We start from the raw sequence: 18,401 nt of genomic DNA, 5'->3' as shown, positions 1-18,401 counted from the left end.
AAACTACAAGAATGACGCCCTAAGGCGCCATTACAAGGTTAAATGTCACGACCAAAGTCGATAGCTTGTTTGATGATATCTTGCGGTGTATCCGCAATGACTTCGGCGCTACCAATTCCGGTAGGCAATACTAAGCGCAGCTGACCAGATAAGACTTTCTTATCACGCATCATGTGCGTCATAAAGTCATCAAAACTCATCGACTCTGGCGTATGCACTGGCAGTTTAGCGCGGCGCATAATAGTAATAATGCGATCCAGCTGCTCTTGCGAAATCAATCCGCGTAAGTGCGAAGCTTTCGCCGCCATCACTGTGCCAGATGACACCGCTTCACCGTGAAGCCAATTGCCATAACCTAGCTCAGCCTCAATAGCATGACCGAAGGTATGACCCAGATTCAACAGCGCTCGTATGCCTGACTCTTTTTCATCAAGAGCCACAACTTCTGCTTTGATTTCACAGCAACGTGCGATGGCATAAGTCAGTGCTTCTTCATCCAGTGCGTACAGTCTGTCGAGATTCTCTTCCAGCCAATCAAAGAAATCCGCATCATAAATAATGCCGTATTTGATCACTTCGGCAATGCCCGCTGCGAACTCGCGTTCAGGAAGCGTTGATAAGCAGTTGGTATCAATGATAACGGCTTTAGGTTGGTAGAAAGCACCAATCATGTTTTTGCCTAGTGGGTGGTTAACTGCGGTTTTACCACCAACAGATGAATCCACTTGAGACAACAATGTGGTTGGGATCTGGATGAAATCCACACCACGTTGGTAACAAGCAGACGCGAACCCAACGAGATCGCCAATAACACCACCACCTAACGCAATAATCACTACATCACGTGCGTAGCTTCCCTCTAGCAGGAAGTTCATGACTTGATTAAACGTGTCTAGGCTTTTGTATTGCTCACCATCAGGCAATTCAAGTAATGAGGCATCACAACCGAGCTGTTCAAGCTGACCAAGTATTTTTTCCGCATACAGTGGAGCAACCGTGACATTACTGATCACGACAACTTTCTGATTTGCGTTTTTGTTTGAAAGAATTTGAGAAAGGTACGCCGGGTCTTCAAATAACCCGGCGCCAATTGAGATTGGGTAGCTACGCTCTGCTAGATTGACCGTAATCCGTTCCATCGGTGTGCTCCAATTTGAAAAAGATAAATGCTTATCTCTCTTCTAGCATTTTTACGATCTGGTTGGCTACCACTTTTGCACTCTGATCGTCAGTACGAACCGTGTAATCCGCTACTTCTTCGTATAGAGGGTTACGTTCGCCTGCCAAACTTTCCAATACTTCACGAGGGTTGTCAGTTTGAAGTAGAGGACGCTTCTTGTCGCGGTTAGTACGAGCAAGTTGCTTTTCAATAGTCGTTTCTAGGTAAACAACAACACCACGTGCAGAAAGGCGATTGCGGTTTTCTTTGCTCTTCACAGAACCACCGCCGGTTGCTAGCACGATGCCTTGCTCTTGAGTCAGGTCTTCAAGTACTGCTTCTTCGCGTTTGCGGAAGCCGTCTTCACCTTCTACATCAAAAACCCAAGAGATGTCTGCACCAGTGCGTTCTTCAATCACTGTATCAGAGTCCACGAACTCCATATGCAGCTGCTGTGCTAGATGTCTACCAATTGTACTTTTGCCGGCGCCCATTGGGCCAACAAGGAAAATATTACGTTTCTCAGCCATATTTAGCGGTAATTTACAACGTTAATTCAATAAGATCGCCACAAGAAAACACAGCCAAACTGCTGTTTCACAAGGCTTGTGGCACCAATTCCTCACAGATAATTCGTGATAAGACCCGAAATTATCCAAGCATGGTGCCACTAATGCAACTTTATTTTTGATCTAATCGATTTTTTACTCACTGAGCGCCTACTGAATCACAACTTTAGGCGTGACAAAAATCAACAGTTCACTTTTGCCGACATTTTCATAACTTCGACGAAAAAGTGCCCCTAACAGCGGTAAATCACCTAATAAAGGCACCTTATCGACGGAGTTTGTGATGCTATGTTGAAAAATACCACCCAACACAACCGTTTCACCGTTATTGACTAAAACTTGTGTGCCAATGCGTTGAGTATCGATCGCGACGGCTTCACCTGTGCCTGTTTTTACAACTTGACCCGGTCTGTCTTGCGTAACGCTCAAATCCAACACTAAACGATTGTCAGGGGTAATCTGTGGTGTCACTTTTAAGCTCAATACAGCTTTTTTGAACGTGACAGACGTCGCGCCACTGGAAGAAGACTCAAGGTACGGGATTTCGGTACCTTGCTCGATATAAGCAGGCTTCTTGTTAGTGGTAATCAATCGCGGGCTAGAAATGATCTCTGCCTTGGATTCTTGTTGCAGCGCAGAAAGCTCTAAATCAAGCAGTGTGTCTGAGCCTAATTTCGCAACTTGGAAGGCAAGACTGGTCGCATTCGGACTGGTTGCAGCCAAGTTCACGTTTAGGAAGTCATCAATACCAACACTGCTGCCACCGTCATCACCTTCGCCATCACCGCCGCCATCGTACAGGCCAATTGTCGCAAGGTTATTCTCAATCGAACCACCGACAGTGTGGCTGCCGTTAATAGAGGTGAAGCCCCAGCGCACACCAAGTTCGTCCATATTACCTTCATTGATGGTGACGATTCGCGCTTCAATCTGAACTTGTTTGACCGGAATATCCAAAGACTCAATGATCTCTCGGATAACCTCAATGTTCTCTGGTAGTTCTCTAATTAAGAGTGAGTTCGTCCGCTCATCAATGGTCATGCTGCCACGTTCTGAGAGCATACTGATATTCCCCTCGCCATTAATCATCTCGGCAATGTCCGAAGCTTTAGCGAAATTAACTTTGATGATCTCAGAAGAAAGCTCACCCATCTCCTGCTCAAGTTTCTGTTTCTCTAATTGTTGCTTTTCACGCAAATCCAGTTCGTCTTTCGGCGCCACCAAAATCACGTTGCCATCAACACGCTTATCCAAGCCTTTTACTTGAAGAATGATATCGAGCACTTGCTGCCAAGGTACACCATCAAGACGCAAAGTTAAGTTGCCTTCAACGGAGTCAGATACCACTAAGTTAAATTGGTTGTAGTCGGCGATGAGTTGCAATACGTTTCGCACTGGGATGTCTTGGAAGTTAATTGAAATCAGCTTCCCTTCTTTTTCTAGAATGCTCTTATCCGGTGCTTTTTCATTGGCTTTTATCTTACCGACTTTGATCTCTAGGTAACGCCCAGTCAGACGGTAATCGTGAGTGTATTCCTCATCAATATAAGCAACTAAACGTGTGGTTGAGGTATCTCGGAATATTTCAATACTCTCGACGACCGTAGAAAAGTCTTTTACATCCAGAAGGTAAAGCTGGTCGTCTTTTACAGATGTGTTGAGTAAGTCGATACTCAACCCTTCCTGTACGCGCTTGATATCAACGATTGCAGCAGGGGACGCAAGTTCTACAACAATCACGGCATCTTTGTCTTTGTTTGTACGAAAGTCGATGGTCTTTAGCGAGTTAGACTTTACTTCCTGTGCTGCTACAAAAGGGGCTAAAAGTAAAAAGAACCACAAAGAGAAGATCCCTGCTAGCTTCCTTGGTGTCAGTGTTAATCCTTGTCTCATTTTCATCATTACTCAATATCAAAAATAAATGCTGCTATGCCTATCTCAAAGCCAACTTAACTTTGCGCTTTTGCCAACACCCTAAACCGTCGGGTAAGGTTTCATTAATTAATAAATAGTTGTGGGATACGTGGGTCACCTTGCCATTGTTACGACCAAGGTACTGACCCGGCTTCACCTTATAAACGGTGCCATTTGGTGCTTGGACCAAACCAGAAACATTGCTCCCCATCCCCATAACACCTTTTAAGCGCAGTTTATTGAGAGGAAAGCGTTCTAACTTACCTACCCGCTTTCTTGATGGCGGTTGCCAACAATCTTGTCTGGCCAAAGGTTGAGTGGCGATGGTGGCTTCTTTAGGGAGCTCAAAAGGCGCACGTAGAATCTCTGGCTCATAACCGATGACAACATAGTCTTCAGCGGGCTGTAATTTGGCGACGTCACGGCGTGCTTGGTTTTCTACACCACGAATAAAGTCTGTCAGTGATTCATCGTTGGCTTGGCAACCCGCTAGCACCCCTGCAATACAAACCATCAGCAAAGATTTATTTCGCATCTTTCTTTTCCTCTGGTTTGAACTGGTAGGTATTCGCTTTTACACGGAAGTGCAAAGTTTCACTTTCTTGACTCACTCGTTGCCAAGTCACGTCTTTAAACGTGATGATGCGAGGCAATGTGGCGATGGCTTGAGAGAAACGGCCGATATCATGAAAGTCTCCAGTGAGTTCAATATTCAGCGGCAGACGATAAAGGAAGTGCTCTGACTGTTTCTCCCCCCAGTCAATGCGGGTAAATGTCAGTTTGTTATCGATGCCCAGTTCATTCACCGAAGCCAGCATGGTGGCCAGCTCTTTTTGCGCAGGTAGCTGTTGCAGTAGCAGTTCGTAGCGAGTGGTGAGCTCATCGAGTTGTGATTGCAGTTGAGGCAAAGCCGCCACTTTATTGGCCTTGATTCTCAGCGCAACTTTTAAGGTTTGCTCTTCTTGAATCAAATTGTCCAAACGCGCTTGCTCTGGCTTTAAATAGAACCAGTAACCGAAACCTTGAATCAGAAACACGAGCATTAAGAGAACGACTAACTGCGGCACCAGTGGCCATTCAGCGATTTCATCCATTTCAAGGTCTTGCCAATTAACCATGCTGTTTACCTCCTTCTTTTATAGAGGCACCTTTAAACATGAAGGAGACTTTGAACGTCTGAAACTCTTTACCGAAACGGGCTTTACCATGGACAATGGAGTGCATCTCGACATCTAACAATTTTGCCGAACGCTCCATGTTGTCGAGCATTGTCGCGAGACGCGGCGTACTGTCTGAAATTCCTGAGATCTCGATTTCGTAGTCATTCATCTTAATCTTGTCGACATACACACCTTCAGGAATAACTGATGGCATCAAGTTCATGAACTCAGTGGTTTTGTTGCGTCCGTTTTGTAACCCTTCGACGATCTTTAAACGCTCTAAGATCTTGCCGTGCTCTTGCTCAGCAATCTTCATTGCTTCAATTCGCTTATCAAGCTGAGATATATAGTGAGCTAAATAGTCTAGGCGCTGTTGTTGCTGGTCTTGTTGGTATTGGTAGTACTTACCGATGCCCCACTGCACGCCCAGCGCAGCAATCGCACCAAGAACAATCAAACCAATAAAACGTCGACGATGTTCTTCACGTTGATTTTCGCGCCAAGCGAGGAGGTTAATGTGATGCAGCATCGTCACCTCCCAACCACTGAATACCGCGTACCGCTAAACCTGCGGCTGCCGTGAAGTGCTGCCAATCTGCAGCTCGGCGTTTACGTTTAGAGACTTTCATTTCAAACAAACTAAGAGGATTGAGCAGTTCACACTCCAGCGCCAATTGACTTGATAGCTCCTCAGCTAACATTGGCGTAGCCGCCCCCTCACCGGAAAGCCAAATGCCTTTGATATCTTGGCTGCCATTGAACGAGGTATAGAGCTGCATCTGACGCTTAACACGTTCAACCATTTGTCGATTGAACTCCTCAGTTGCGGTTTGAATATCGTCATTGAGTGGATCGTGTTGAGACAAGTCGTTTGTTGTGCGAGTACCGCAAGGAAACTCCTTATGGAATAGCTCACCTTGCTCGGTAAACATAGTGAAAGAGCTACTCATCGCACCAATGTCTAACAAGCAATGCTTATTCTTTTCTGGAAAACGTTCTGCGGTTAGCTTCCATATATGACCAAGACTTTGTGAGTGCACATCCACCAGCACGGTTTTTAGGCCAGACTTCGTTAATGTATCCACTCGGCTTTCCACCACCTCTCTGCGTGTTGCAAACACTTGGTAGCTCTCTGTGCCGCCCATCTGCTCATCCGTATCAACCTTCACAAAATCGAGGCTGAGCTCTTCAACCGGAAAGGGAGACTGATGCGCGAAGGCTTGCATCACCGCAAATTCCTTTTCGCTTTCTTCTAGGTTCTGCTCTATTTGTAGCTTTTTGCTGATCACAGCACTGTCTGGAACCGAAATTGCGACCTTTCTAGCTCGAATTGGGAGCTCTTTTCTCATCTCTTTAAGGGTCTTTACAATTTCTTGATGATTTATGGTGTTATTTTCAGCGACAATACGTTCCTTAAGTATTATTTCTTTGTAACCCAATAAAGCGTAACTGTTGCCATTGGGTTTAAGTACCACGGCTTTGAGGCTGTTATGGCCAATATCTATGCCCGTAACTAATAGCTTATCCATCTCTACTCTCGCTCCGAAATTCCTGCGTGTGGTTGTAAATAGCACCCAGAGAATTTTCTTCGTGCAAAGGTTGTTATTAGCATCCAAATAAGAGTTAATATCTCTTATGTGCTAAATTTTTGACCTAAGAGTACAAGGGTTTGCCGTTACACAGCCTCAACCAATCAGGGATTCTCCGGTGAAGTTCATAAAGCGTTTATTATTTTTAACATTGATTTGCATAATTCTTGGAGTCACCACAATTTTTGGCTTCTATCAATACGTGAAGCCTGAATTGCCAGATGTTGCAACTCTAAAAGATGTTGAATTACAAACACCTATGCAGGTATTTAGTCAAGACGGGAAACTGATCGCACAGTTTGGTGAGAAACGCCGAATTCCTGTTACCTACGACGAAATTCCACAAGATTTGATTCACGCGCTGATTGCGACCGAAGATAGCCGCTTTTACGAGCACCCTGGTATCGACCCAATCGGTATTACTCGTGCCGCTGTCGTCGTGGCTCTATCCGGCTCAGCTAAGCAAGGTGCGAGTACCATCACTCAGCAGCTAGCACGTAACTTCTTCCTCTCCAATGAGAAGAAGATCATGCGTAAAATCAAAGAGATCTTTATTGCGATCCACATTGAGCAGCTTTTGACTAAGCAAGAGATCATGGAGCTTTACGTTAACAAGATCTTCCTTGGTTACCGCTCATATGGTTTCGGTGCGGCCGCTCAGGTTTACTTTGGTAAGAGCCTGAACGAACTGACGCTAAGTGAAATCGCAACGCTTGCTGGTATGCCAAAAGCACCATCAACCATGAACCCACTCTATTCGCTAGAGCGTGCAACGAACCGTCGTAACGTCGTTCTGATGCGTATGCTCGATGAGAAATACATCACTCAAGAGCAATATGATGAAGCGCGTGCTGAACCTATTGTCGCTCGTTACCACAGTGCTGAAATCGAGCTTTCTGCGCCATACGTGGCTGAGCTAGCACGTTCATGGGCAGTGAAAGAGTACGGCACAGAAAAAGCATACACCTCTGGCTTGAACATCTATATGACGGTAGATTCAAAGCTGCAAGACGCAGCAAACAAAGCAGCGATCAATAACATCCTTGCTTACGATGAACGTCACGGTTACCGAGGTGCAGAAAAAGTACTTTGGAAAGAAGGTGAAAGCGCTTGGGATACCGAGCAAATTGAAAAACACCTTAAGAAGCAGCCAACTTACGGCCAACTTTACCCAGCAGTCGTGACTAAAGTTGACGATAAAACTGCGCAAGTTTGGGTGAAGAACAACGATGAGCAAACCATCGCTTGGGCAGGCATGAACTGGGCTCGTAAATACCTAACGGATGAACGTCAAGGTGCGGTGCCTAAGTCAGCAAAACAGATTTTAGAATCAGGCCAACAAGTATGGGTTCGTGAAATCAGCACAACCGATAAAGAAGGCAACACCGTTAACAGCTGGAAGCTAAGCCAAGTACCAAGTGCCAACACTGCATTTGTGGCAATGAACCCAGAAAACGGTGCAGTACTTTCTCTGGTTGGTGGTTTCAACTTTGTTCACAGCAAGTTTAACCGTGCGACCATGTCTGTGCGTCAAGTAGGTTCAAGTATCAAACCTTTCATCTACTCTGCAGCACTAAACAAAGGTTTAACGCTCGCTTCACTTGTTAACGATGCGCCAATCAACAAGTGGGATGCTGGTTCTGGTTCAGCATGGCGTCCGAAGAACTCGCCACCGACTTACATCGGCCCTACCCGCCTACGTATCGGTCTTGCACAATCTAAGAACGTTATGGCGGTTCGTACGCTACGTGAAGTTGGCTTAGACGAAACCCGTGAATACCTAACTCGCTTTGGCTTTGATATTGACCAAGTGCCACGCTCAGAAACTATCGCGCTTGGTGCTGGTAGCTTAACGCCAATGAAAGTGGCGCAAGGCTACTCGGTGTTTGCCAACGGCGGTTACTATGTAGAACCGTTCTACATTGACCATGTTGAAGACTCGTTCGGTGAAGTGTTGTTTAAGGCAAACCCGAAAGTCATCTGCCAACAAGATTGTCCTCAAATGGAAACACACGTTCCTGCAGAAGATAAGTTTGCTGCTGAATTTGGCGAGCAAGACGTCGCGACAGAGAACATTGCTCCAGACAACGCACTTGAAAACGACACACCGCAATACGCGAAGCAAGTTATCTCAGCGCAAAACGCATTCCTGATGCGTGAAATGATGTACAGCAACATCTGGGGTGGTGGTAGCTGGCGTGATGGTACAGGTTGGAATGGTACTGGCTGGCGTGCACAAAAGCTTGAGCGTCGTGACATTGGTGGTAAAACCGGTACAACCAACGATTCGAAAGATACTTGGTACAACGGTTACGGCCCTGGCATCGTTGCGATTGCATGGGTTGGCTTCGATGATCACTCTCGTACGCTTGGTCGCACAACAGTGAACAGCAACCTAGGTAAAGGCCAGATCTCTGGCGCTGAATCTGGTGCTAAAACGGCTGAGCCTGCGTGGATTGACTTCATGCGCGTTGCTCTTGAAGGTACTCCACAACAAGGCAAGAACATTCCAGGTGATATCGTACGTGTTCGTATCGACCGTGATAGCGGCCTACTGACACACAAAGTCGATGGTTCATCGATGTTTGAATACTTCGAGAAGGGAACTGAGCCTACGGAATACGTAGGTAACAGCCTTGAAGATAGCATCTACTCAGGCGGTGGCAGCGGTTCAGAAGAGCTGTTCTAACCTCATCATTGAGAGACTAAAAAGGGAGCCATTGAGCCTGTCTCTTGATCACAAGTCTAGTGATCAAGAGACATTGCGAGTTCGTAGCCTTCAAGGATGGTTTGTAGTTTAAACCATCCTTCCCAAAGTGCCTTTATTGAAGCTCTGCCCGTCCTCTTGGTATCTTTCCAACCGCCTAATTTAGCGAGACTCTTGTACGCCCAGCCCATATCCGGCGTTTCTTTAGGTAACGTCTTACTTTCTAGTTTCAACCACAGCAGCTTCCAAGCTTTTTTGCCCAAGACCTTTTCACAACTTTCTGTTGATAGCTCATCAACCTCTTTAATGAAGCGTAACGCCAATAAACGTGTCGCAACAAAGGCATAGATGACACTTAACCTCTCTAAGTTACCTTTACTTTGGAGTCTTAGTGACTCCACATCCGTACCTTCACTTTTCCAGACTTTATGGAAGTCTTCAATCAGCCATCGACGCTCGTAATAACCGATAATTCTCATGGCGTCTTCAGCGTTGTTTACTGGCTCCGACGTCAAGAGGTGCCATGCTAACTTGTCTTTTGATGTCCCTTGCTCAAGGCAACCAACATAATAAACAGGTATGCCTGCGTGCTCCTTTTTGTTTGCTGGAGCCTTTAATGTCACCTGACCATATTTAACATCAAGATTTACATCTCTCGCTTTTCTTCCTCCTTTTTGGGGGATGGTAAGCTCTTTTGTCTGGACGCTTGGTAACGCTTGCGCATAGTCGTAAAGCTTTTGAGCGTGCTCTTCTAGACAGCGGCTTTGCATTGAACGAACGACAAAACGCTGCTGATGTTGACGTTTATAAGTTAAGTATTCGAATAGGTCAGCTTCTCGGTCACAGACCGAGATAACATCTAACATCTTATCCCCTAGGCGCTCAACGACACGGCGAGAAGCTTGCTCCCATTTGTAACTCTCTTTCTCCTCGTAAGGACGAGTCGCGTGTTGGTGCTTTTGCCCACGCTTAGTAATATCTCGGCTCCATCGTTGTTGCTCTATAAGACCAACAATGGTCTGACTTTGTGGTGCAAAAAGTAACGTCGAATGTACATGGAGAGCTCGAATTCTGTCGCCTTGATTCGTGTGCCCGAGTTCATCTTTTATACTTCGATGAGGAAAACAGAGCGTTGTTGTATCTTCAAGCGCGAGTAATTCCTCATGCTCGTTAGCTCGAGATACCGTTGATTGAAAACCTGCTTCAGCGATGTCTTTTGCATCGATGTTTTCATTGCGGATAAAGCGATATGCCCCTTCCATATCGGCGGGAGAAAAAGGAAGTTTAGCCACGGAGACTCCTGGTTGATTAGCAATGGAAGTCGCTAAACTGATGAGGCGTTGTGTTCTTCGAGGGTCTTTAAGTTGTGCTTGTCCAAATTGTTCTTGTGCCCAAAGTTTAGCGTCTGAGTGTGTCATCTTAGTGTTTCAGTAAGGATTCTTAAGTGATCAGAGCGCACACACGTTAAAGAGTTCAAAAAAAATCCCCAAGCTATAAGCTTGGGGATTTGTGTATAAGAGACAGGCCATTGAGCTCCCTTTTGTTTATTTGGCTTTTAGGTTATCAAGCAGCGATAGAGTCTTCTCTAGACTCAAGCACACCTTTGATCATTGCGGCCAATGTTTCAAAGCGGGTACGTAATGGTGACCCCGGACGATAAACCAGTACGATACTGCGAGAAGGCGTTGGGTTAATTGCAGGAACGTAACACACGCCGTCTTTTTTCTTCTCATGAGGTACGGACAACTGAGGTAACAAAGTAATACCCGCGCCCGCTGCCACCATGTTGCGCAGCGTTTCTAAGCTCGTTGCTTTAAAACGTTCATCATCTTTCGCTCCTGCCGCAAAACAGAATCCAAGTGCTTGGTCTCGTAAGCAGTGGCCATCACCCAGAGCTAATACTGTTCTACCGTTCAAATCGAGCATATCGATATGATCCAACCCTGCCCATTCATGGTCGCAAGGAACCGCCACACTCAATGGTTCGTTGTAGACTTCAATCTCTTTAAATGGAGCCGTCTCATCCACTGAAGCTAATACTAGGCAATCCAGTTTGCCCTCTTCTAGCTGACGAACCAACTGATGGGTCTGCGCCTCATGTAAAAACAGTTCCAATTCAGGAAACTCTTCTTTTAGTCGAGGAACGATTTTAGGTAAGAGATAAGGACCAACAGTCGGAATAAAGCCGATGTGCATCGGGCCAGTCATAGCACCACTTTGACCACTTGCCATATCTTTAAAGGTTTTCACTTCACTTAAGATACGTTTTGCTTGCTCCACCAATTGCAAACCTGAATCGGTAAACAAAACACGACGACTGCTGCGCTCCAGCAATGCCGTACCTAATTCGTCTTCTAGTTTACGAATTTGGCCACTTAAAGTCGGTTGGCTGACAAAACAGGCTTCCGCTGCTTTTCGAAAATGCTTGTGCTCCGCAAGCGCCACCAAGTACTCAAAATCTCGGATATTCATAACGTACGATTCGCTTCTTGTTTGGCGATAGAAATAATCTATCAAAACCATAGCATTAAACGATTAGAGCTATCAAAGTTTTTTTTCAATAATGAGCTCAACAAAACGAAACTGAGCGCCAAATAACGCTAAGCTCGATAACGAATTATTTCATAAATTTAAAAAGGAAATCATCATGTTTGCATCAAAAGAAGGTCAAGCTGTACCACAAGTTACTTTTCCGACTCGTAAAGGTGACGCATGGGTGAACGTAACCACGGAAGAACTGTTTAAAGACAGAACGGTTATCGTATTCAGCTTACCAGGTGCGTTTACTCCGACGTGTTCATCAAGCCACCTACCGCGTTACAACGAATTGTTCTCAGTATTTAAAGAACACGGTGTGGATGAAATTCTATGTGTATCAGTTAACGATACGTTTGTAATGAACGCATGGAAAGCTGACCAAGAAGCAGAAAACATAACCTTCATCCCAGATGGTAACGGTGAGTTCACAGACGGAATGGGTATGCTTGTAGACAAAAACGACATCGGCTTTGGCAAGCGTTCATGGCGTTACAGCATGCTAGTGAAAAACGGCGTGGTTGAGAAAATGTTCATCGAACCAAATGAACCAGGCGACCCGTTCAAAGTTTCAGATGCAGACACAATGATGAACTACGTAGCACCTGAGTACAAAACTCAAGAATCGATCACTGTGTTCACCAAACCAGGTTGTCCTTTCTGCATGAAGGCGAAACAAAATCTGATTGACCACGGTCTTCAATATGAAGAAGTGATTCTGGGTAAAGACGCAACAACAGTAAGTCTACGTGCAATCTCTGGTCGCACAACGGTACCTCAAGTATTTATCGGTGGTAAACACATCGGCGGTAGCGAAGAGCTAGAAGCGTACCTAGGTTAATAGTTTGCCTAATGGGCTTGGGTTGGCAATCTCGCTGTCCAGAACTCAGCCCTAGGTCTCCCGGAGCATCCCTCGCCCGGGAGACCATCCCCTCAATCACTTCCTATGCTTAGTCTTGATAACTGGTCGTCTTCACCGTTCGACCAGTTATCAAGATTAATGAACTCAAATTCACTCATCCAAACTTAGTTACTTCAACTGCGTTTGGGAAAAACGAGAATCCATTATGAAACAGTTAAATGTCGACGTAGCAATTATTGGTGGTGGTACAGCAGGTCTTGGCGCATACCGCGCAGCAAAAGCACACACAGACAGTGTTGTGATGATTGAAGGTGGCCCTTACGGCACGACATGTGCTCGTGTCGGATGCATGCCATCGAAGCTATTAATCGCCGCAGCAGAAAGCGTACATCAAATCGAGAAAGCACCGGGCTTTGGGGTACACCCACAAGGCGAGATTTACATTAACGGTCGTGAAGTAATGGATCGAGTAAAGCGTGAACGTGACCGCTTTGTAGGCTTTGTATTGGAAGGCGTCGATGAAATTCCTGCTGAAGATAAAGTGTCGGGTTACGCTAAGTTTACCAACGACAACACATTAATCGTTGATGACCACACTCAAATCACAGCTAAGCGTATTGTGATCGCAACAGGTTCTCGTCCTGCTTACCCAGCGGTATGGAATGAACTCGGCGACCGCTTAGTGATTAACGATGATGTGTTCGATTGGGATGACTTGCCAGAATCTGTTGCCGTATTTGGCCCTGGTGTGATTGGTCTTGAATTGGGTCAAGCGTTACACCGTTTAGGTGTAAATGTGAAGCTATTTGGTCTTGGTGGTCAAGTAGGGCCATTGACCGATCCTGAAGTGATGGCGTACGCCGATAAAGCCTTCAAAGAAGAGTTTTACCTTGATGCCGATGTAAAAGTTGAAAGCATGAAGCGCATTACTTCGCCAGAAAATGACGGCGAAGATAAGGTAGAAATCCAATTCATCAACCACGATGGTGAACTAGAAACCTTTATTGTCGATTACGTATTAGCAGCAACAGGTCGCCGTCCAAATGTGGATAAGCTCGCGATTGAAAACACCAATGTGGCATTAGATGAGCGCGGCGTACCAACGGCGGATCACTATACATTGCAAACTTCGGTAGAGAGCATCTTCATCGCAGGTGATGCAAGTAACCAAATTCCATTGCTGCACGAAGCGGCAGACCAAGGTCGTATTGCTGGTGATAACGCAGGCCGCTTCCCAGATATTCGAGCGGGTCTACGTCGCTCACCAATCTCTACTGTGTTCTCAGACCCGCAGATAGCAATGGTAGGCGAAACCTTTAAGCAGTTGGAAGCTCGTCTAGGTACTTGCGGCTGTTTTGCAACCGGTCAAGTATCGTTTGAAAATCAAGGGCGTTCACGCGTGATGCTTCGAAACAAAGGCATTCTGCATGTCTACGGTGAACAAGGTACTGGTCGTTTCTTGGGTGCAGAAATGATGGGGCCAAACGCCGAGCACTTAGCCCACCTGCTTGCTTGGGCGCATCAAAATAAAATGACAGTTTCTGAAATGTTGGATATGCCGTTTTATCACCCTGTGATTGAAGAAGGCGTTCGCACTGCGCTACGTGACCTGAATGCGAAACTTCACTTAGGTCCAGAGACGATTAAACACTGCCTAGATTGCGGGCCTGGTTGCTAATACTCACTATCTTTAGCCCTCACAAAAAACAAAAGCCTCGTCATAGACGAGGCTTTCTCATTCCAACTCTATCAGTTCAAAACTGAGCAAAGTGGTTGTTTAAGCAGTCATCATTGCGTAACGGCTAACAAGCACAATGGCAGTAAAACCAATTGTGAAGAAACCACCAGCAAGGCCTAGTGCTACTTTAAGTTCTGTCGACATTATAATTTTTCCTATTGTCAGGCTGACAGCGCACCATACACCAATTACGTGCTACACATTTTTAACCAAGTTAATTTTCCATTTTTGGTTCGATAGACACGACATAGACTCCTGACAAAGAGAAACTCAAACATGAGCTAGCCGTTATAATCAGGGACAAATAGATAGTGTGGATAGAACAATGGCTTGTCGAAGTTGCCAAGAGCACTGGTTTTGGAAAAAGATCGGACGTTGCCAACGATGCATGGATCAACTGACGGTACTTTCTGTTTTGTGTTGGATCGTGTGGTGGTTTGCGTTTAAAGATGATCCGCAAAGTATTGAATCGATCGCACTGATCTTTGCCGGATTTGCATTTAACGGCTTACTGTTTTTGCACCTATGGATGCGTTTTGTGGTTTTGCCGTTGCAACGCCGTCGCAACAAACAAAGTAAGGATGATCATCACTCAGATGACAGATAGAAAAAAGCCCCAAAACCAATACCGGTCTTGGGGCTCTCTTAGATTCTTCTAAGAAAAAGCAGTGGTACTTTAATAGACCGGGCTTCCTCTCAAAGGTTCCAAGTTTTTTTCCAATTTTTTTAGTGTTTTCTTAAATACTAATAGAATCATCAACCTAGGCTACGTTACTTTTCTGGATCAATTGTTCGAACAAGTTGATCTCTAGTGCAACTTCATCACACGCATGCTGACGCGGACACTGATCGCAATCTTTCAGGACTTTCTCAGGCAACAACGACTTCGACGTTGGCAAGAAGCTTTGCTTCATAAAGAATTCTGGCGTACGTGTCAGCACAAAGACTTTCTTGATGGCCATTTGGCGCGCTTTCTCAACCAGATAGTTCACAATCGCACTGCCCTGCCCTTGGCCTTGCCAACCAGCTTCAATACCGAGAGAGCGAATCTCTGCTAGCCCTGAGTCATAGACATACAAAGATGCACATCCGGTTACTTCTCCGTGGTGCTCGGCAACCGCGAAGGAGCCAATATCACGTACCAACTCATTGCGTGAGCGTGGTAAGTTTTCACCCATGTTTGCCCAGTATGCCACCATGCCTTCTAACGTTTCGATGTCCGTTAAGCGAGCAGGGCGAACGTTGACTGCTGATGTATCGCGTTGAGACAGACGCTTGTCTGCTTGGTCAACAGCGTAAGCCACTTGTTGCGGCGACACACCACCTAGTGCACAACGTTTCTCAAGACACGAGTCGATGGTTAAGATGTCATACACATCCGCTTCAATCACTTCAGAGAAAGCTTTCAGCTCATCAATCGACAGCTCTTCTAGTGCACATCCTTTGGCAATCGCACCAACGACGGCAACGCCAACGATATGGTGCGCTTCACGGAATGGGATACCTTTCGCTACTAGGTAATCAGCAAGCTCAGTCGAGTTTGCGTAACCTTGCTTCGCGGCTTCTAACGTACGCTCACCATTAACCTTGATGCCATCAAAACACAGTGCTGCCATTTCCATGCAGTCGTTCCATGTATCAAGTGCATCGAACAGGCCTTCTTTGTCTTCCTGCATGTCTTTGTTGTAAGCCAGTGGCAGCGCTTTCACTGTCATCATCATGCCAGCAAGTGCACCATATACACGACCTGTCTTACCACGAATAAGCTCTAGGGCATCTGGGTTTTTCTTCTGTGGCATCAGAGAAGAACCTGACGTCACAGTATCGGCTAATTCAATAAAGTTAGATTCACCCGAGTTGTAGAAGATCATGTCTTCTGCCAAACGAGACATGTGCAACATCGAGATAGACGCCACAGACATCAACTCCATCACGTGGTCACGGTCAGACACAGAGTCCAACGAGTTACGTGTTGCACGATGGAAACCAAGGTTATGAGCCAACTCTTCACGATCGATTGGATAAGCGGTACCAGCAAGCGCACCCGATCCAAGCGGACAAGTATCCAAACGCTTAAGTGCATCGCTCAAACGTGAGTAATCACGCTCAAACATTTCAACATAAGCCAAACACCAGTGCGCAAACGTCACAGGTTGAGCACGTTGCAAGTGAGTGTAACCAGGAAGAACGGTACCTTGATGTTGCTTAGCAACGCCAACCATCTGAGTTTGTAAGCGATCAAGCGCAATTAACAATTGCTGACCTTGCTGGCGACACCAAAGTTTAAGGTCGGTTGCCACTTGGTCATTACGAGAACGGCCCGTGTGTAGCTTTTTACCTAGGTCACCGACCTTGTTGATCAGTTGTTGCTCGACCCAAGAGTGGATATCTTCCGCGTCTGAGCGCAAGATTTGATGTGGGTCTTCCATCACTTCCAGTTTGAGCTCATTCAGTGCCAGCTCAAGCTTTTGTTGTTCTTCTGCAGATAACACGTCAACAGAAAGCAATGCTTTAGACCACGCAATTGAGCCTACGATGTCTTGCTCAGCCAATCGGTAATCGAAACGCAATGAATCGTTGAAGTCTTTAAATCTGGTGTCTGCCGCTTGGGTAAATCTTCCGCCCCATAATGCCATTGCGTTTCTCCTGATGACTATTGCTTACGCTAACGTGTTCTTCATTAAGTGTTGACCAAATCGGTGGTCATTTGCTCACTTTTTCTTATGTCTCAACGTTACGATAATCACGGATAAAAATAAAGTAGAAATTCAATATTTTTACATATTTATTCATGGTTATTTTATCTTTATGCCAATGAGGTCAGCAAAAACGAAAAAGACCTGCCAATAGTGGCAGGTCTCTTATCTTATAAGGTTTTAAATTAGCTTATTTTTTCTGGCTGTTCAGCGCACGAATACGGCTTGATAGCGAGTAGAGACGGATAAAGCCTTCAGCATGGCTTTGGTCATAAACTTCATCTTCACCAAAAGTAGCAAACTCTTCAGAGTACAAACTGTTATCCGAACGTTTTTGCGTGACCGTTGCGTGGCCTTTGTAAAGCTTCACAACCACTTCACCATTCACGTCTTGCGCAAGCTCTTCAGAAGCCGCAAGGATTGACTTACATAGCGGCGTGAACCAACGACCATCGTACACAAGATGAGATGCTTTCAGGCCAAGCTCCTCGCGGAATTCAAATGATGCTTTGTCCAGCACCAGTTGCTCTACAGCACGCAGCGCTTCCATCATGATGGTGCCCCCCGGAGTTTCATAGCAACCACGAGACTTCATACCCACTAGACGGTTTTCGACAATATCGATACGACCAACGCCGTGCTTCGCACCTTTTTCGTTTAGGTAAACCAACGCGTTGTATGGGGTCATCGCTTCACCGTCTACCTCAACAACTTCACCTTTCGCTACTTTCAGTGTCACGGTTTCAGCTTCATTCGGTGCTTGCTCTGGATCTACCGTCCAAGCCCAGCAATCTTCATTTGGCGCATTCCATGTATCTTCTAGAACGCCACCTTCAGTAGAAATGTGCCATGCGTTCGCATCACGCGAGTAAATCTTAGTAAGAGAAGCCGTACAAGGGATATTGCGCTCTGCTAGGTAATCCAAACATTCTTCACGGCTCACTAGATCCCACTCACGCCAAGGCGCAATAACATGCAGATCTGGTGCTAGCGCTGCAAATGCACCTTCAAAACGTACTTGGTCGTTACCTTTACCTGTACAACCATGACACAGAGCGTCTGCACCCACTTTACGTGCAACTTCAACCTGCGCTTTGGCAATGATTGGACGCGCCATTGATGTACCTAGTAGGTATTTACCTTCGTAGTAAGCACCCGTTTTTAGTGTCGGGTAAATGTAGTCTGCAACCATTTCTTCTTTCAGGTCAGCGATATAGCACTCAGAAGCACCTGAAGCTTTTGCTTTCGCTTCAATTCCTTCTAATTCTTCGGCACCTTGACCAACATCGGCAACGAAAGCCACCACCTCACAGTCGTAATTCTCTTTTAGCCACGGGATGATTACTGAAGTATCTAGACCGCCTGAGTATGCGACTACCACTTTATTTACGTTCACTTTGCTCATGTTTTTTCTCCAAACTTAACTGGCGCTGCTCTCGGCGGTCAGTGCCAACCACTTCCTAATGTTCAAT

The 18,401-nt window shown here is 45.8% G+C and carries 15 protein-coding genes; 4 read left to right on the top strand and 11 right to left on the bottom strand.

Annotated elements, in window-relative coordinates:
- Window positions 1-38: 38 nt before the first annotated feature.
- The 7 genes from aroB to pilM all read right to left on the bottom strand — a co-directional run bounded on the left by aroB (window position 39) and on the right by pilM (window position 6,331).
- On the bottom strand, window positions 39-1,139 hold the full coding sequence (gene aroB, locus KJB05_RS01950; RefSeq protein ID WP_005438436.1) for a 3-dehydroquinate synthase: 1,101 nt from the start codon (window positions 1,137-1,139) through the stop codon (window positions 39-41).
- Window positions 1,140-1,170: 31 nt separating this feature from the next.
- Complete coding sequence (gene aroK, locus KJB05_RS01945) at window positions 1,171-1,689, bottom strand: shikimate kinase AroK (protein ID WP_005438434.1); 519 nt, start codon at window positions 1,687-1,689, stop codon at window positions 1,171-1,173.
- A 189-nt stretch (window positions 1,690-1,878) separates the two neighbouring features.
- Window positions 1,879-3,627 carry a type IV pilus secretin PilQ family protein gene (locus KJB05_RS01940; protein WP_199435956.1) on the bottom strand — a complete coding sequence of 583 codons (1,749 nt, stop codon included), beginning with the start codon at window positions 3,625-3,627 and terminating at the stop codon, window positions 1,879-1,881.
- Window positions 3,628-3,661: 34 nt separating this feature from the next.
- On the bottom strand, window positions 3,662-4,177 hold the full coding sequence (locus KJB05_RS01935) for a pilus assembly protein PilP (protein WP_005438430.1): 516 nt from the start codon (window positions 4,175-4,177) through the stop codon (window positions 3,662-3,664).
- Window positions 4,167-4,760 (bottom strand): type 4a pilus biogenesis protein PilO, encoded by a 594-nt coding sequence (gene pilO / locus KJB05_RS01930; RefSeq protein WP_039988232.1) that lies wholly within the window; start codon window positions 4,758-4,760, stop codon window positions 4,167-4,169. The genes KJB05_RS01935 and pilO overlap by 11 nt, the downstream gene beginning before the upstream one ends.
- On the bottom strand, window positions 4,753-5,331 hold the full coding sequence (locus KJB05_RS01925; RefSeq protein WP_005438427.1) for a PilN domain-containing protein: 579 nt from the start codon (window positions 5,329-5,331) through the stop codon (window positions 4,753-4,755). Before KJB05_RS01925 ends, pilO begins: the two co-directional genes overlap by 8 nt.
- Complete coding sequence (gene pilM / locus KJB05_RS01920) at window positions 5,315-6,331, bottom strand: type IV pilus assembly protein PilM (RefSeq protein ID WP_208445806.1); 1,017 nt, start codon at window positions 6,329-6,331, stop codon at window positions 5,315-5,317. Before pilM ends, KJB05_RS01925 begins: the two co-directional genes overlap by 17 nt.
- 178 nt (window positions 6,332-6,509) lie before the next feature.
- On the opposite strand from pilM, the gene KJB05_RS01915 reads away from it, so the two are divergent.
- Entirely contained in the window at window positions 6,510-9,080 is a 2,571-nt protein-coding gene (locus tag KJB05_RS01915; RefSeq protein ID WP_208445805.1) for a PBP1A family penicillin-binding protein, read from the top strand.
- A gap of 56 nt (window positions 9,081-9,136) precedes the next feature.
- Here the strand turns inward: KJB05_RS01915 and KJB05_RS01910 are convergent, their stop codons facing one another.
- Together KJB05_RS01910 and oxyR are read right to left on the bottom strand one after the other, a co-directional pair.
- The gene (locus KJB05_RS01910; protein ID WP_213053098.1) at window positions 9,137-10,516 is read right to left on the bottom strand and encodes an IS4 family transposase; all 1,380 of its coding nucleotides are present in this window, start codon (window positions 10,514-10,516) and stop codon (window positions 9,137-9,139) included.
- Window positions 10,517-10,661: 145 nt separating this feature from the next.
- Window positions 10,662-11,570, bottom strand: coding sequence for a DNA-binding transcriptional regulator OxyR (oxyR, locus tag KJB05_RS01905; protein ID WP_039842511.1), 909 nt, complete (start codon window positions 11,568-11,570; stop codon window positions 10,662-10,664).
- Between the two features lie 175 nt (window positions 11,571-11,745).
- Between oxyR and KJB05_RS01900 the strand changes: the two genes are divergently transcribed.
- The 3 genes from KJB05_RS01900 to KJB05_RS01890 all read left to right on the top strand — a co-directional run bounded on the left by KJB05_RS01900 (window position 11,746) and on the right by KJB05_RS01890 (window position 14,840).
- On the top strand, window positions 11,746-12,474 hold the full coding sequence (locus tag KJB05_RS01900; RefSeq protein WP_005438421.1) for a redoxin family protein: 729 nt from the start codon (window positions 11,746-11,748) through the stop codon (window positions 12,472-12,474).
- Window positions 12,475-12,700: 226 nt separating this feature from the next.
- Window positions 12,701-14,173, top strand: a complete 1,473-nt coding sequence (locus tag KJB05_RS01895) for a dihydrolipoyl dehydrogenase (protein WP_208446162.1) — start codon at window positions 12,701-12,703, stop codon at window positions 14,171-14,173.
- Between the two features lie 385 nt (window positions 14,174-14,558).
- A complete protein-coding gene (locus KJB05_RS01890; RefSeq protein WP_208446161.1) occupies window positions 14,559-14,840 on the top strand; it encodes a DUF3624 domain-containing protein in 282 nt (93 codons plus the stop codon).
- A gap of 154 nt (window positions 14,841-14,994) precedes the next feature.
- Here KJB05_RS01890 and argH read toward each other — a convergent pair whose 3' ends face one another.
- Window positions 14,995-16,869 (bottom strand): argininosuccinate lyase, encoded by a 1,875-nt coding sequence (gene argH / locus KJB05_RS01885; RefSeq protein WP_208446160.1) that lies wholly within the window; start codon window positions 16,867-16,869, stop codon window positions 14,995-14,997.
- A 250-nt stretch (window positions 16,870-17,119) separates the two neighbouring features.
- Window positions 17,120-18,334, bottom strand: coding sequence for an argininosuccinate synthase (locus KJB05_RS01880; protein WP_009705512.1), 1,215 nt, complete (start codon window positions 18,332-18,334; stop codon window positions 17,120-17,122).
- Window positions 18,335-18,401: the final 67 nt, after the last annotated feature.

The organism is Vibrio sp. B1ASS3 (assembly GCF_905175355.1).
In the GTDB taxonomy this organism is placed as follows: Bacteria; Pseudomonadota; Gammaproteobacteria; order Enterobacterales; family Vibrionaceae; genus Vibrio; species Vibrio owensii.
Note: the sequence above shows the minus strand (reverse complement) of the source record. Positions and strands in the feature narration are given on the sequence as shown.

What these genes read in the sequence shown, in the direction of transcription:
- aroB (WP_005438436.1), bottom strand. Translation starts at nt 1,139, where the DNA reads ATGGAACGGATTACGGTCAATCTAGCAGAGCGTAGCTACCCAATCTCA.
- aroK (WP_005438434.1), bottom strand. Translation starts at nt 1,689, where the DNA reads ATGGCTGAGAAACGTAATATTTTCCTTGTTGGCCCAATGGGCGCCGGC.
- KJB05_RS01940 (WP_199435956.1), bottom strand. Translation starts at nt 3,627, where the DNA reads ATGAAAATGAGACAAGGATTAACACTGACACCAAGGAAGCTAGCAGGG.
- KJB05_RS01935 (WP_005438430.1), bottom strand. Translation starts at nt 4,177, where the DNA reads ATGCGAAATAAATCTTTGCTGATGGTTTGTATTGCAGGGGTGCTAGCG.
- pilO (WP_039988232.1), bottom strand. Translation starts at nt 4,760, where the DNA reads ATGGTTAATTGGCAAGACCTTGAAATGGATGAAATCGCTGAATGGCCA.
- KJB05_RS01925 (WP_005438427.1), bottom strand. Translation starts at nt 5,331, where the DNA reads ATGCTGCATCACATTAACCTCCTCGCTTGGCGCGAAAATCAACGTGAA.
- pilM (WP_208445806.1), bottom strand. Translation starts at nt 6,331, where the DNA reads ATGGATAAGCTATTAGTTACGGGCATAGATATTGGCCATAACAGCCTC.
- KJB05_RS01910 (WP_213053098.1), bottom strand. Translation starts at nt 10,516, where the DNA reads ATGACACACTCAGACGCTAAACTTTGGGCACAAGAACAATTTGGACAA.
- oxyR (WP_039842511.1), bottom strand. Translation starts at nt 11,570, where the DNA reads ATGAATATCCGAGATTTTGAGTACTTGGTGGCGCTTGCGGAGCACAAG.
- KJB05_RS01900 (WP_005438421.1), top strand. Translation starts at nt 11,746, where the DNA reads ATGTTTGCATCAAAAGAAGGTCAAGCTGTACCACAAGTTACTTTTCCG.
- KJB05_RS01895 (WP_208446162.1), top strand. Translation starts at nt 12,701, where the DNA reads ATGAAACAGTTAAATGTCGACGTAGCAATTATTGGTGGTGGTACAGCA.
- KJB05_RS01890 (WP_208446161.1), top strand. Translation starts at nt 14,559, where the DNA reads ATGGCTTGTCGAAGTTGCCAAGAGCACTGGTTTTGGAAAAAGATCGGA.
- argH (WP_208446160.1), bottom strand. Translation starts at nt 16,869, where the DNA reads ATGGCATTATGGGGCGGAAGATTTACCCAAGCGGCAGACACCAGATTT.
- KJB05_RS01880 (WP_009705512.1), bottom strand. Translation starts at nt 18,334, where the DNA reads ATGAGCAAAGTGAACGTAAATAAAGTGGTAGTCGCATACTCAGGCGGT.